8 protein-coding genes and 1 pseudogene are annotated in these 14,237 nt (G+C 72.6%); all 9 read left to right on the forward strand.

The window, feature by feature from the left end; genetic code table 11:
* Nucleotides 1-551 precede the first annotated feature (551 nt).
* The 9 genes and pseudogenes from BJF85_RS05425 (at nt 552) to BJF85_RS05465 (ending at nt 14,191) form a co-directional block, all read left to right on the forward strand.
* On the forward strand, nt 552-1,766 hold the full coding sequence (locus tag BJF85_RS05425; RefSeq protein ID WP_075846024.1) for an amino acid adenylation domain-containing protein: 1,215 nt from the start codon (nt 552-554) through the stop codon (nt 1,764-1,766).
* Nucleotides 1,767-1,842: 76 nt separating this feature from the next.
* Complete coding sequence (locus tag BJF85_RS05430; protein WP_075846025.1) at nt 1,843-4,551, forward strand: Pls/PosA family non-ribosomal peptide synthetase; 2,709 nt, start codon at nt 1,843-1,845, stop codon at nt 4,549-4,551.
* Nucleotides 4,551-5,288: a BPL-N domain-containing protein gene (locus BJF85_RS05435; RefSeq protein ID WP_075846026.1), complete on the forward strand. Its 738-nt coding sequence runs from the start codon at nt 4,551-4,553 to the stop codon at nt 5,286-5,288. Before BJF85_RS05430 ends, BJF85_RS05435 begins: the two co-directional genes overlap by 1 nt.
* Complete coding sequence (locus BJF85_RS05440) at nt 5,285-6,073, forward strand: dimethylarginine dimethylaminohydrolase family protein (RefSeq protein WP_075846027.1); 789 nt, start codon at nt 5,285-5,287, stop codon at nt 6,071-6,073. Before BJF85_RS05435 ends, BJF85_RS05440 begins: the two co-directional genes overlap by 4 nt.
* Before the next feature lie 13 nt (nt 6,074-6,086).
* Entirely contained in the window at nt 6,087-7,388 is a 1,302-nt protein-coding gene (locus tag BJF85_RS05445; protein WP_083665960.1) for a heparan-alpha-glucosaminide N-acetyltransferase domain-containing protein, read from the forward strand.
* Nucleotides 7,389-7,525: 137 nt separating this feature from the next.
* On the forward strand, nt 7,526-8,326 hold the full coding sequence (locus BJF85_RS05450) for a hypothetical protein (RefSeq protein ID WP_075846028.1): 801 nt from the start codon (nt 7,526-7,528) through the stop codon (nt 8,324-8,326).
* Between the two features lie 23 nt (nt 8,327-8,349).
* Nucleotides 8,350-9,958, forward strand: a pseudogene (locus BJF85_RS05455) (DNA polymerase Y family protein).
* Nucleotides 9,958-13,374, forward strand: a complete 3,417-nt coding sequence (locus BJF85_RS05460; RefSeq protein ID WP_075846029.1) for an error-prone DNA polymerase — start codon at nt 9,958-9,960, stop codon at nt 13,372-13,374. Before BJF85_RS05455 ends, BJF85_RS05460 begins: the two are co-directional and overlap by 1 nt.
* A gap of 262 nt (nt 13,375-13,636) precedes the next feature.
* Nucleotides 13,637-14,191 (forward strand): pentapeptide repeat-containing protein, encoded by a 555-nt coding sequence (locus BJF85_RS05465; RefSeq protein WP_075846051.1) that lies wholly within the window; start codon nt 13,637-13,639, stop codon nt 14,189-14,191.
* The last annotated feature ends 46 nt before the right edge of the window (nt 14,192-14,237 follow it).

Raw genomic sequence — 14,237 nt, forward strand, 5'->3', positions numbered from 1 at the left:
TTTTCAAGCACGTGTTTGAATACTCTGTGTACCCCGACGAAAATCACCGACCACGGCCACCTGTGACGACGATGTCCACATGCCGTTCTTCCCGGTTCTGGTGATCGCACCGTCACTGTACGTGGAAACTCGTGGGTACGGCGGTTTTAACCGAACATGCGGGTGGTTCGGTGCATGTCTTGCGGTGACTCCGCCCCGTGGTCCCAACCTTGTTCGTTGCTTCTTTCCGCCTGGAAACAAGTCGTTCAGTCACCGGTAACGCGTGGCACGGGGGCTGCGAAGCGAACCCTGTGAAGGAGTCCCCATCGGGTCGATGATCGGATTCGGAACGGTTTTGATCGATTCTGCCGTGCCGTTTCGTCGATTTCCCGTGGGCGTGAGAAAAGGGGTTACCATTCGTGTCTGAGGCAACGTCGGATGCTGCCGTCGGCAGCAGAGTGTGTTCGAACGGGGCGGTACTTCCGGCTCGGAACGGTTCCGCCGCCCCGACTGTTCCGTTCCGGCCGGTAGGGCCGGCAGGAACCGCGTCGGCCGGAACGGCGGGCACGGTATTGCCGCGGCTGCACCGGTTCTTCGAGGCCACGGTGGACCGGTCTCCGGACCGGGTGGCCGTCGAGGACGGGCCGGTCCGGGTGACGTACCGGCAGCTCGATGCCAGGGCCAACCGCATCGCGCACCACCTGCGGGAGCGCGGCGTCGTGGCGGGGAGCCGGGTCGGCGTGTGGCTCGATCGCTGCGTCGACGCGTACGCCTGCGTGCTCGGTGTGCTGAAGGCGGGCGCGGCGTTCGTGCCGATCGATCCGGCGGCGCCGCCGGACCGGGTGGCCTACATCGCCGACGACGCCGACCTCGCAGCGCTGATCACCTCCGCGGCGCTGGCAGGCACGGTCGTGCTGCCCCGGCGGCCGGTGGTGGCGATCGACGGCGCGGATCAGGGGATCGAGGACCGGCCCGGCACGCGACCGGACAACTCCGGAGCAGACAGCTCCGGTGCCGACAGCCCCGGCGAGGTGGGCGACCCGGCGGCCTACGTGATGTACACGTCCGGCTCCACGGGACGGCCGAAGGGCGTCGAGATCGCGCAGTCGAGCATCTGCAACTTCGTCGCCGTGGTGCCCGCGATCTACGACGTGCGCCCCACCGACCGGGTGTACCAGGGCATGACGTTGTCGTTCGACTTCTCCATCGAGGAGATTTGGCCGACCTGGGCCGTCGGCGCGACCCTCGTCGTCGGCCCCACCGATTCGGGCCGGTTCGGCGACGAGCTGGCGGACTTCCTCGACGAGTCGGCGGTGACGGTGCTGTATTGCGTGCCGACGCTCCTGGCCACGATCGACCGGGAACTGCCGACCGTGCGGACCGTGCTGGTGGGCGGCGAGGCCTGTCCCGCCGAGCTCGTCGAACGGTGGAGCACGCCGCACCGGCGCATGCTCAACACCTACGGCCCCACCGAGACCACCGTCACGGCCCTGTGGAGCGAGTTGCTGCCCGGCCGGACGGTCACGGTCGGCCGGCCGCTGCCGACCTACACGGTGGCGTTGCTCGACGAGAACCTGCGCGAGGTTCCACGCGGCGACATCGGAGAGATCTGTATCGGAGGTCCCGGCGTGGCCCGCGGCTACGTGGGGATGCCGGAACAGACGGCGGACCGGTTCGTGTCCCACGAGCTGGCTCCGGCGGGCGGCCGGCTGTACCGCACCGGGGACCTGGGCCGGATGACCTCCGACGGCGAGATCGAGTATCTCGGGCGGGCGGACGCGAGGTGAAGGTGCGCGGACACCGCGTCGACCTCGGCGAGATCGAGAGCCTGCTGCTCGAGGACCCGGAGGTGGCGGCAGCGCCGTGACCCTGACCGGGACCGGCGCGGGAACTCCGGAACTCGCGGCCTACGTGACGCTCCGCCGCGGCCGGGTCGCCGACACCGACGGCAAGGTCGACCCCGGCGCCAACGGAAGCGCCGACGGTCGGGTCGACCCCGGCACCAACGGCAGTACCAAGCCCGCGGCCCGTGCCGCGTCGCCCGAGCTGGTGGCCCGGCTGCGCCGCGCGCTGCAGAACCGGGTGCCCGACTACATGGTCCCGGCGTCGTTGGACGTGCTGGCCGAGCTGCCGACGATGCCGAGCGGCAAGATCGACCGCCCGCGTCTGCCGCCACCGCGCGGCGCGCGCCTGCGGAGCGGCGGTTCCACGATCGTCGCGCCCGGCACCGAGTTCGAACGACGGGTCGCCGCGGTGTGGTCCGACGTGCTGGGGGTTCCGACCGACCAGCTGTCGACCGACGCGGACTTCTTCACCGACCTCGGCGGCCACTCGTTGCTGGCGGCGCGCACCGTGTCGGTGCTGCGCGAACGCGGCATCGGCGACGGGCCCGCGGTGCGCGATCTCTACGCGCACCCGACGATCCACGCGCTCGCGCACCACCTGAGCACGCCCCGCGCGCGGGGTGCGACGGTCGCCGCGGTGGCGGCCGGCCCCGGCCCCATGCGCCGCGGGTCGCGCCGTTGGCGCCGCGCCGCGCCGCTGCTCCGGATCCCCACCGGACTCGCGCAGGCGGCGTTCCTGCTGCTGCTCGTCGCGCTCGGGGCGCTGCCCGTGGCGCTGGTCTACGCCTCGTTCGGTGGCGCGGTCGCCGTGTCGGCCGCGCTCGGCCCGCTCGCCTTGGCCGGGCTCACGTCGTACTTCACGATGCGCTGGGTGCTGCCGCCGGTGCTGGTGCGGTTGTTGTCGGTGGGTCTGCGGCCGGGCCGGTACCGGTTGTGGGGCTGGACGTATCTGCGGCTGTGGGCGTTGGACGTGGTGCTGACGGTCGCACCGCTGCGGGTTCTCGCGGGGTCCGCCCTGATGGGGCCGTACCTGAGGCTGCTCGGCGCCCGGATCGGCCGCCGCACCCATCTGGGCAGCGGCATGGTGTCGGCGCCCGCGCTGGTGTCGATCGCCGACGACGCCACGGTCGGGTACGACGCGGGCCTGCGCCCCTGGATCGTCGAACACGAATGGGTCGTCGTCGCCCCGGTCGTCGTGGGCGAGGGCGCGTTCGTCGGGGCGTCGGCGGTGCTCGAACCCGGCACGCGGGTGCGCCGCCGGGGCGGCGTCGCCGAACACACGGTGCTGACCCGCAACCAGCACGTGCCGGAGGGACGCTGGTGGGGTGGTTCGCCCGCACGACCGCTCGACGGGCCCGACCCGGTGGTCGCGGAGATCCAGGAGCTGCCCGCGGTGCCCGGCTGGAGTCGGTGGGACCTCGCGCGCAGCGTGGCCGGTCTGGCCGCCCTCGAGCTGACGATGATCGCGATGGTCACCCCTGCGGTCGTTCTGGTCTGGACCATGCTGCTGCTCGGTGGGGTGGGTGCCGGTCTGGTCGCCGCAGCTCTGTCCGGACCGGTGTTCGTGGTGACCGTGTGCGCGGCGGTGGGCGTGCTGCGTCCGCTCGTGCTGCCCCGGATCCCGTTGGGAACCCACCCGGCGCGCTCGTCGCTGGGGATTCGGAAATGGATGGCCGACACCCTGCTCGAGCTGAGTCTGACGTTGACCAACTCGCTGTACTCGACGCTGTACACGGTGCCGTGGCTGCGGTTCCTCGGTGCCCGGATCGGCCGTGGGGCGGAGGTGTCCACCATTGCGCACATCGACCCCGAGCTGCTCGTTCTGCGGGACGGGAGCTTCGTGGCCGACATGGCCTCGGTCGGCGCGGCCACCTTCCACCGGGGCTACCTGAACTTCACCCCGACCGAGATCGGGCGGCGCTCGTTCGTCGGCAACGCGGCGTACGTCCCGGCGGGCACCCGAACCGGTTCCGGCTCGCTCGTCGGCGTGCTCACGGTCCCGCCCCCTGCGGGCGTGCCCGACGGAACGTCGTGGCTGGGCGCCCCGGCGATGCACCTGCCCCGCCGCCAGGACAGCGGCGACTACCCCGAACGGGAGACGTTCCACCCTCCGCGGCGCCGGGTCGCCGAACGGCTGGCGATCGAGTTCGTGCGGGTCACCGCGCCCGCCTCGATCCTCGCGGTGTCGCTGTATCTGGTGCTGTTGACCCTGTCCGAGGTCGCGAGCGCCACCACCGCGCCGGTCACGGCGCTGGCCGCGCCGCTGGTGTTCGCCGGCGGGTCCCTGGCCGTGTACCTGACGGTCGTGCTGGCCAAATGGGCCGTCGTGGGCCGGTACCGGCCTCGGCGCGAGCCCCTGTGGAGCCGGTTCGTGCGGCGCACCGAACTCGTCACCGGACTGTACGAGGCGGCCGCGGTCCCGGCGCTGCTCGGCGTGCTGGCCGGCACTCCCTGGTTGCCGCCCGCGCTGCGGCTGCTGGGCGCGCGCATCGGCTGGGGTGCATGGCTGGGCACGACCTACCTCACCGAGTTCGACCTGGTGCACGTGCGGATCGGCGCGGGGGCGAGCGTCGGCGAACGCTCCGTCGTGCTCTACGACGCCACCGTCGAGGACGGGGCGGCGCTCGGGCCGCTGTCGCTGGTGATGAAGGGGGAGCGGCTCACGCGGCACAGCCGGTGGATCGGCATCCCGGCGCAGAGCGATCCGCTTCCGGTCGGGGAGACGTGATGTCCTCCCGACCGCTGGCGCTCGTGTATCGCGGTCCCGCGAGCCGGCCGGTGGGGTGCGCCGAAGCGGTCGCCGAGGTGTTGGCCCGCAACCGCCGCGGGTTCGACGTCCGCTACGTGGGGCCGCGCGAAGGGCTGACCCTGCGCACGGATGTGCTGACCGCGGCCACGGTGTACGCCCAGCCCGGCGGCGGAACACTGCGCCACGGCTACCGCGTGATGGCGCGGCACCGCGCCCGGATCCGGTCCTACGTGGCGGCGGGCGGGAACTACCTCGGTTTCTGCCTCGGGGGCTATCTCGCCGGGGCCACCCCGGGTTTCGGGTTGCTGCCGGGCGACACCGACCAGTACATCGCCACGCCAGGGGCGACCGTGACGACCTCAGGGGACACGATCGTCGACGTGCACTGGGGACATCGCACCCGTGCCGTGTTCTTCCAGGACGGTCCCGTGTTCCAGCTGTCCGGACCGCACGCCGACGGCACGGGCGCCGACGGTGCCTCCGGTGACGGTGCGGCCGGTGTCACGATCCTCGCCCGCTATCCCAATCGGCAGATCGCGGCACTGGTCACGGATTTCGGGGCGGGACGGGTCGGGGTGGTCGGCCCGCACCCCGAGGCACCGCCCGACTGGTACGCCGACGCGGGCCTGCCCTGGCCGGGGAGCACGGCGACCGACCTGGTCGACGACCTGATCGAGCAACTGCTGAATCGACGTGGGAGCGGAGGACACGGGTGAACACGCATCTGATGGTCTCGGACGCCGAGCACTTCCGGATCGACTACGAGATCAACCCGTACATGGACACGGGCATCCAACCGGACGCCGTCGCGGCGGTCGCCGAGCACGACACGATCGTCGAGGCCCATCGCAGGGCGGGGCGCACGGTGGAGCGGATGCCGTCGGACCCCGGCTGCCCCGACATGGTGTTCACCGCCAACGCGGCACTCGTGCGCCGCGGCCGGGCCGTCCTCGGGCGTCCGCCCGCGCCGCGGGCGGACGAGATGGCGCACTACCGCCGGTGGCTCGAGGGCCGTGGGATCGAGGTGCTCGACGCGCCGTACGCGTTCAGCGGTCAGGGCGACGCGTTGCCGTGCGGCGAGATCCTGCTCGCCGGGTACGGCTGGCGCACGGACCCGCGGATGCACGAGTTCCTGGGCGAGCGGCTCGGTTACGACGTCGTGCCGCTGCGCACGGTCGACCGCCGCTGGTACGACCTCGACCTCGCCGTCGCCGTCATCGGCAACCCGCACACGCTGGCCTGGTGCCCCGAGGCGCTGGACCGGCCGAGCAGGCGGCGCATCCGGAACCTCGGCCTCGAGCTCATCGAGGTCTCCGTCGACGAGGCCGAGCGGTTCGCGCTCAACCTCATCAGCGACGGGGACACCGTCACCATGACCGAGGGGGCACCACGGTTGGCGGCGACGCTTCGCGGTCGCGGGCTGCGGGTCGTCGAACTGCCGACCACGGAGCTGGCCAAGGGCGGCGGCGGGGTCCGTTGCACGGCACTGACCCTCGAGTGAGAGCCGGCGTCCCATGGGTATCCGTGCGAGGTCGCGAGCTCCGTCCCTGTCGGGTCCGCCGACCGGGACGGAGCGGCTGATCGGTGTCGACGCGACCCGGGGTGTTGCCGTGCTCGGCATGATGGCCGTGCACGCGCTGTACATCGTGGACGGAGACGGCGAACCGACCTGGTGGTACTCGATCCTGTCCGGCCGCGCCGCCGCCACCTTCGCCGTGCTGGCCGGGGTGGGCATCGCGTTCACCACGCGCCGGGATCAGGTGCCGCGCGCGCGATGGCGGCCGGTCGCGGCTTCGCTGGCCACTCGCGCCCTGCTGGTCGGTCTCCTGGGGCTGGCGCTCGGCTACACCGACAGCGGCATGGCCGTGGTGATCCTGCCGTTCTACGCGGTGCTGTTCCTGTTGGCGATTCCGTTGGTGCTGCTGAGCACCCGGTGGCTGCTCGTCACCGGCGGCGTGGTCGCCGTGGTGATCCCCGTGGTCGGTCATCTGGTCCGGGACGCACTGCCCGCGCCGCGCTACGTCAATCCGTCGTTCGGTTCCGTGGTCGACGACCCGCTCGGCCTGCTGGCCGAACTGGCGGTCACCGGTGTCTACCCGGCCCTGCCCTGGGTGACCTATCTGTGCGCCGGGCTCGTCCTCGGCCGGCTCCGGCTGTCGTCTCCACGGGTCGACGCGTGGCTGATGGGTGCAGGCGTGGCGCTCGCGGTGGCCGCCTCGGCGTTGTCGGCGTTGCTGCTCGGCCCGCTCGGCGGCCTTGACCACCTCGTCGCGGCCGACGGGCCCGACGTCGTCGACAGCGTGCTGGACTTCGGCGCCTCCGGCACGACGCCCACGACGAGTTGGTGGTGGCTGGCCACCGACGCCCGGCATGCGAGCACGCCGTTGGACCTGCTGCACACCACCGGAACGGCCACGGCCCTGCTCGGTGCGCTGTTGCTGCTCACCAACGGCACGAGGGCGAGGTCCGGGTCGGTGGGTGGGGCTGTCGTGGGGGTCGCTGTGGGGGTTGCTGTGGGGGTTGCCGTCCGCCGTCTGGTGGGGCCGCTCGCCGCGGTCGGGTCGCTCACGTTGACCGTGTACACGGCCCACATCGTCTTCCTGAACTCGCCGCTCGATCGGTTCGGCGCGGTGGCCGGGTTCCTGGTGCAGGTCGTCGTCGCCGTCGGGTTCGCCCTGGTCTGGCGCCGCTTCGTGGGCCGGGGTCCGCTCGAATGGGCGGTGACGTGGCTGGCCGGGCGGGCCGGTGCGGCGGCCGGCCGCCCGTTCCTGCCGGGTCGTCCGCGCCGGACGGGGCGCTCCACCCACTCTGCTTGACACGATCTTCGAACTCGTGTTCTATGAGAAGTCCATCGAACGTGAGTTCGAGCAGGGGGTGGTCCGGGCAGGGGTGCGTGGGCCCGTGTGAGGGGCCCTGTGCGTGAAGACCTGTGTGCGTGAAAGGGGGTGTGGCGATGACCGCTGTCCAGGAGACGGCTGTTCGGGAGACGGTGGCCCGGTTGGCGGCGTTGCCGGGGGTCGGCACGGCGGGGCGCGAGATCGGTGGCGAGGCCGATGGCGAGGTCGACGGCGGCGGGCTCGGCGCGGCCGAGCGCGGTGGCGTGGGGGACGGGGTGCTGCCGGTCGCCCGGCCGTTGGCGGATCTGTTGCCGTGGGGCGGATTGCGCCGCGGCAGCACGGTGTCGGTCAGCGGTTCGACGAGCGTGCTGTTGGCCCTGCTGGCCGAGGCGACGGCACACGGTTCGTGGGCGGCCGCGGTCGGCATGCCCCGACTGGGCGTGGTCGCGGCGCAGGAGATCGGCGTCGAGATCCGCCGGCTCGCGTTGGTTCCGCGTCCCGGCGGCGACGTCGCGGCGGTGACGGCCGCCCTGTTCGACGGAATGGACCTCGTCGTCCTGCCCGCGGGCACGGCGCGGGGCTCGCGCGGGGCACCGGACCCGGGCCTGGCGCGCCGGTTGTCGGCGCGCGCCCGCAACCGCGGTGCGGTGCTGCTGACGTTCGGCTCGTGGCCGGGCGCCGAGGTGGAACTGCGCGGTCGTCCAGCCCAGTGGTCCGGCGTCGACGACGGATACGGCCTGCTGACGCGGCGGGAGGTCGTCATCGAGGCCACGGGACGGCGCGGGGCCGCCCGGCCGAGACGCACCACGGTGGCCCTGCCCGGACCGTCGGGCCGGCTCGAACCGATCGACCGGGGCGGCGGGGTCGGCGGGGTCGGTGAACCCGGCGGCTCCCTGCGGGAGGTGCGGGCGGGATGAGCCGGGAGTACACACCGGTGCGGATGCTCGTGCTGTGGTGCCCGGACTGGCCGGTCGTCGCGGCCGCGGCCGAGGCGGGGCTGCCCGTCGACGAACCCGCGGCGGTGCTGCACGCGAACCGCGTCGTCGCCTGCTCCGCGGTGGCCCGCACGGCAGGGGTGCGGCGCGGCATGCGCGACGGGAGGCGCAGTACCGCTGCCCCGAGCTCGCCGTGCTCGCCGACGACCCGGACCGCGACGCCCGGTTCTTCGAATCCGTCGCCATGGCGGTCGAGGAACTGGTCGTCGGCCTCGAGGTGGTCCGCCCCGGCCTCGTGGCGGTCCCCGTCGCCGGTGCCGCACGCTACTTCGGCGGCGAACACCCGCTGCTGGAACGGCTCGTCGACCACGTGTCCGTCCACACGGGAGCCGAATGTCAGGTCGGCATCGCCGAGGGGCTGTTCGCCGCGACGCTGGCCGCGCACCGCTCGGCGCTCGTCCCCGAAGGGGCGGCACCGGAGTTCCTGGCGGCGCTGGACGTCGGCGAGCTCGACCAACCCGGCAGCGACCGGGGCGGACTGGTCGACCTGCTGCGCCGTCTGGGGCTCCGCACCCTCGGTGACGTCGCCGCTCTCGCCGAACGCGACGTGCTCGCCCGCTTCGGGGCCGACGGGCTCATCGCCCATCGACTGGCCGGCGGACGGGACGAACGGCCGCCCGACCGGCGCCGCCCCGCCCCCGACCTCGCCGTCACCGAACAGTGCGACCCACCGCTCGACCGGATCGACGCCGCCGCGTTCCTCGCGCGCACGGTCGCGCACCGGTTCCACGCCGGACTGGCGACGCGCGGACTCGCCTGCACCCGGCTGGGCATCCACGCCACCACCGAAGCAGGCGAGGAACTCGGCCGCAGTTGGCGCTGCGCCGAACCCCTCGCCCCCGACGGCATCGCCGACCGGGTCCGCTGGCAGTTCGAAGGATGGCTCACCCGCGGCGCCAGGAGAGGCGGCGGGCCGAGCGCCGGGGTGATCCGGCTCCGGCTCGAGCCCGAGGAGACGGTCGAGGGCAGCGCACTGCAACTCGGCCTGTGGGCGGGTGGCTCGGGCGCGAACACACCCCGGAGGCGGACAAGGCCGCCCGCGCGCTGGTGCACGTCCAAGGACTGCTCGGCCCCGACGGCGTCCACACGGCCGTGCTCGGCGGTGGCCGCGGCCCCGTCGAACAGGTGCGATACGTGCCCTGGGGCGACCGGACCCCGGAGGAGGACCGGCGGCCGTGGCCCGAACGACTGCCCGGCCCGTCCCCGGCCACGGTCCTCGACCCGCCTCCGCCGGCCACCGTCCGCGACGCGCACGGGACGGCGGTCGATGTCACCGCACGGAACCGACTGACGGCACGTCCGGCGACCGTCGCGTTCGGACCGGACGGCACCGACCGCGACGTGCGCGACGTGCACGACTGGGCCGGCCCGTGGCCCGTCACCGCACGATGGTGGGACCCCGACGGCCCCGGCAGACGGGTCCGGCTGCAGGTCGTGCTCGCCGAGACCGCCGAGCACGCATCCACCGCACTGCTCCTGTGCTGGCAGGACGGCGACCGCGACAGTCACACCACAGACCGTCCGACATGGACCGTCGAGGGGGTGTACGACTGATGGGCTGGAACAACCCACCGGTCCCGTGGCGGGAACTCGAACGCACCCTGTCCGGCCGCGACGCCCCCGACCCGAGCAACACCACGAACAGCGGCACGAACGGCGGGGACGGCAACGACAGTCCGGCGTGGGGCCGCAAACGGGAGAAGTACGCCAAACCGCCGGACCTGCGCCCACCCGGCTCCGACGACACCGGGGCGGGCCGCCGGGTGCCGTACGCCGAACTGCACTGCCACTCCAACTTCAGCTTCCTCGACGGCACGAGCCACCCGGAGGAACTGGTCGAGGAGGCGGCACGCCTCGAACTCGACGCCATCGCGCTCACCGACCACGACGGCATGTACGGCGCGGCCCGCTTCGCCGAGGCCGCCGACGAGGTCGGCATGCGCACCGTGTTCGGGGCCGAACTGAGCCTCGGGATGTCCACGCCGGCCGCCGGGATCGCCGACCCCGACGGCGAACACCTGCTGCTGCTCGCCAAGGGACAGGACGGGTACACGAGCCTGTGCCGCGCCATCACCGCGGGCCAACTGCGCGGCCACGACCGCGACCTCCCGAAACAGGACCGGGCGGAGAAGGGTCGGCCCGTGTACGACCTCGACGAGATCGTCGACGAGGTCGCCGGCCGGTGCGCCGTCCTCACCGGCTGCCGCAAGGGCTCCGTCCGACGCGCACTCGCCGAAGGGGGCCCGGACGCCGCGGAGGACGCGCTGCGCGCGCTGATCGACCGGTTCGGCCGCGCCGACGTCCACGTCGAACTCGTCGACCACGGCCGGCCCGGCGACAGCAGGGACAACGACCACCTCGCCGCCCTCGCGGCGAAACTGGGACTGCACACGGTGGCCACGGGGGCCGTGCACTACGCGCGGCCGAGTCAGGCCCCTGTCGCGCAGGCGGTGTCGGCGATCCGGGCCCGGCGCAGCCTCGACGAGATGGAGGGCTGGCTGGCCTCCTCCGGCGCGGCGCACCTGCGGTCGGGCGTCGAGATGCAGGCCCGGTTCGCCCGCTACCCCGGCGCGGTGCAACGGGCCGCGCTGCTCGCCGAACGGTACGCCTTCCCGCTGGAGATCCTCGCGCCGTCGCTGCCGCCGTACGCGGTGCCCGACGGCCACGACGAGGCGAGCTACCTGCGCGAACTGACCTACCGGAACGCCGAGCGGTACTACGGAACCCGGAAGCAGAGCGCCGAGTCCGCCGCGGCCTACGCCCAGCTCGACCACGAACTCGACATCATCGAGAAACTCGGCTTCCCCGGCTACTTCCTGATCGTCTGGGACATCGTCCGGTTCTGCCGCGACCGCGACATCCTGTGCCAGGGCAGAGGATCCGCCGCGAACTCCGCGGTCTGCTACGCGCTCGGCATCACACGCGTCGACCCGATCAAATGGCGACTGCTGTTCGAACGTTTCCTGGCCCCCGACCGGGACGGCTACCCGGACATCGACCTCGACATCGAGTCCGACCGGCGCGAGGAGGTGATCCAGTACGTCTACGCCAAGCACGGCAGGTTGCGCACCGCGTTGGTCGCCAACGTCATCACCTACCGCGCGCGGTCGGCGGTGCGCGACGCGGCCAAGGCGCTCGGGCACTCACCGGGTCAACAGGACGCGTGGAGCAAACAGATCGACCACTGGGGGCCGCTGCGGCAACTGCGGCACCAGTCCGACCACGACATCCCGCACGCCGTGCTCGACGTGGCGGGCGCACTCGAGGACTTCCCCCGGCACCTGGGCATCCACCCGGGCGGGATGGTCATCTGCGATCGTCCGGTCAGCGAGGTCGTCCCCGTCGAATGGGCGCGGATGGCCGACCGCAGCGTGCTGCAGTGGGAGAAGGACGACTGCGCCTGGGCCGGGCTCGTCAAGTTCGACCTGCTCGGGCTCGGCATGCTCTCGGCGCTGCACTACATGCGCGACATGGTGCGCGACCACAAAGGAATCGAGGTCGACCTCGACGACCTGCCCCTCGACGACGAGAACGTCTACGCGATGCTGCGCCGCGCCGACGCGATCGGCGTGTTCCAGGTGGAGAGCCGTGCGCAGTTGGCGACCCTGCCGCGGCTGGCGCCGAAACAGTTCTACGACCTGGCCATCGAGGTGGCGCTGATCCGGCCCGGTCCCATCCAGGGCGGCTCGGTGCACCCCTACATCCGCCGCGCCAACGGGAAGGAGAAGTGGCGGCACGAGCATCCGCTGATGGCGGGCGCGCTCGGCCGGACCTACGGGGTCCCGCTGTTCCAGGAACAGATGATGCAACTCGCCCTCGACGTCGCCGGGTTCACCGCGGCCGAGGCCGACCAGCTGCGGCACGCCATGGGATCGAAACGCTCGGGCCGCAAGATGGAACGGCTCCGCACACGGTTCCTCGACGGCGCGGCCCGGCGCGGGGTCGACGCCGACACGGCCGCGCGCATCTTCGAGAAGATGTACGCCTTCTCCCACTTCGGTTTCCCGGAGAGCCACGCGCTGAGCTTCGCCTACGTGGTCTTCGCCAGCGCCTACTTCAAGCACTACCACCCGGACGCCTTCTGCGCGGGACTGCTGCGGGCACAGCCGATGGGGTTCTACTCCCCGCAGTCGCTCGCGGCCGACGCCCGCCGGCACGGCGTCCCGGTGCGCGGTCCGGACATCAACGCCAGCGGTGTGCACGCCGACCTGGAACCATGCTCCGATATGGACAGAGTGGACGGATCCGACGGCCGGAGTCACGCCGTCCGAACCGGACTGGGCACGGTGCGGGAGATCGGCGAGGCGCTCGCCGAACGCATCGTCGACGAGCGGCGGACCCACGGCCGCTACCGCGACATGGCCGACGTGGCGCGCCGGGTCCAGCTCACCACCCCGCAGGTGGAGGCTCTGGCGACCGCGGGCGCGTTCGACGGCTTCGACGCGGTGGACGGGGACCGACGCAAGGCACTGTGGTCCGCGGGGGCCGTCGCCCAGGAACGGCCGGACAAACTTCCCGGCACGACCCCGGCCGTGGAGGCGCCCACGCTGCCCGGCATGGACGAGGTGGAGCTGGCGGCCGCGGACGTGTGGGCGACCGGGCTGTCCCCGGACAGCTTCCCCACCCAGTTCATCCGCGAGCGGCTCGACGCGCTCGGCGTGGTGCCTGCCAAGGACCTGCAGGAGGTGGAGGATGGCACGCGGGTGCTCATCGGCGGGGCCGTTACCCACCGGCAACGTCCGGCGACCGCGGGCGGCATCACGTTCGTCAACATCGAGGACGAGACGGGCATGGTCAACGTGGTCTGCACCCGTGGACTGTGGGAGCGCTACCACCGGATCGCCCGGTCGAGCACCGCGATGCTCGTGCGCGGCATCGTCGAACGGGCCGACGGGGTGGTCAGCCTGCGCGCCGACCGCCTGCAACACCTCCCCATGCGCATCACTTCCACCTCGAGAGACTTCCGCTAACCCCGCCGTGTCAGCACCTCGCGCGGGCGTGTCAGCATCCCGCGTCGCCGTGTTGGCATCTGGCGTCGCCGTGTTGGCGTTTCGTGTACCGGGGCCGGCTGTCGGGGGCGTGTGCGAGGCTGGCTCGGTGCCGCCCTCCGCCACCGAGCCGACCCCCGAACCCGACGTCCCGACCGACGTCGGAACCGAACCCGACGACCCGACCGACACGGCTACCGACCCGGACGCCGAAACCGAGACCGGGGAGGACTATCGCGACGCGGTGCTGCCGGGCGCGCGGTGGCGGGGCAGGGGGTTCGTGCGGTGCGAGTTCACCGAGGCCGATCTGCGTGGTCTCGACGTGTCCGGGTGCACCTTCGACCACTGCGACTTCACGCGCGCCGACCTGGGCGAGGCGGTGTTCCGCTCGTCGGCGTTCCGGTCGTGCACGTTCCACCGCACCACGCTCGCCGGCGCCTCGTGGACGGGTTGTTCCCTGCTCGGGTCGACCCTGACCGAGTGTGGACTGCGTTCGGTCACGCTGACCGACTGCGACCTGACCCTCGCGGTGATCGCCGGGTCGGTGCTGCGTGGACTGGACCTGTCGGGGTTGCGGCTGCGCGAGGCGAGCCTCATCGGTGCCGACCTGCGGACGGCGAACCTGCGGGACTCGGACCTGACCGGGGCGAGGCTCGCCGAGGCCCGGCTCGCCGACGCGGACCTGCGCGGCGCCCGACTGGACGCGACAGCCCTGCGGACCGCCGACCTCACCGGTGCGCATGTGGACGTGGACACGGCGATCGCGTTCGCCGCGGCACACGGCCTCGTCGTGCACTGACTCGACGTGCACCGATTCGACGTGCACCGAACCGGCCGACCGGGCC

Source organism: Saccharomonospora sp. CUA-673, from assembly GCF_001942305.1.
GTDB lineage: Bacteria > Actinomycetota > Actinomycetes > Mycobacteriales > Pseudonocardiaceae > Prauserella.

Bases quoted from the DNA above. Each gene is read 5' to 3' on its own strand.
- BJF85_RS05445 (WP_083665960.1), top strand. From the start codon at position 6,087: ATGGGTATCCGTGCGAGGTCGCGAGCTCCGTCCCTGTCGGGTCCGCCG.
- BJF85_RS05460 (WP_075846029.1), top strand. From the start codon at position 9,958: ATGGGCTGGAACAACCCACCGGTCCCGTGGCGGGAACTCGAACGCACC.
- BJF85_RS05450 (WP_075846028.1), top strand. From the start codon at position 7,526: ATGACCGCTGTCCAGGAGACGGCTGTTCGGGAGACGGTGGCCCGGTTG.
- BJF85_RS05435 (WP_075846026.1), top strand. From the start codon at position 4,551: ATGTCCTCCCGACCGCTGGCGCTCGTGTATCGCGGTCCCGCGAGCCGG.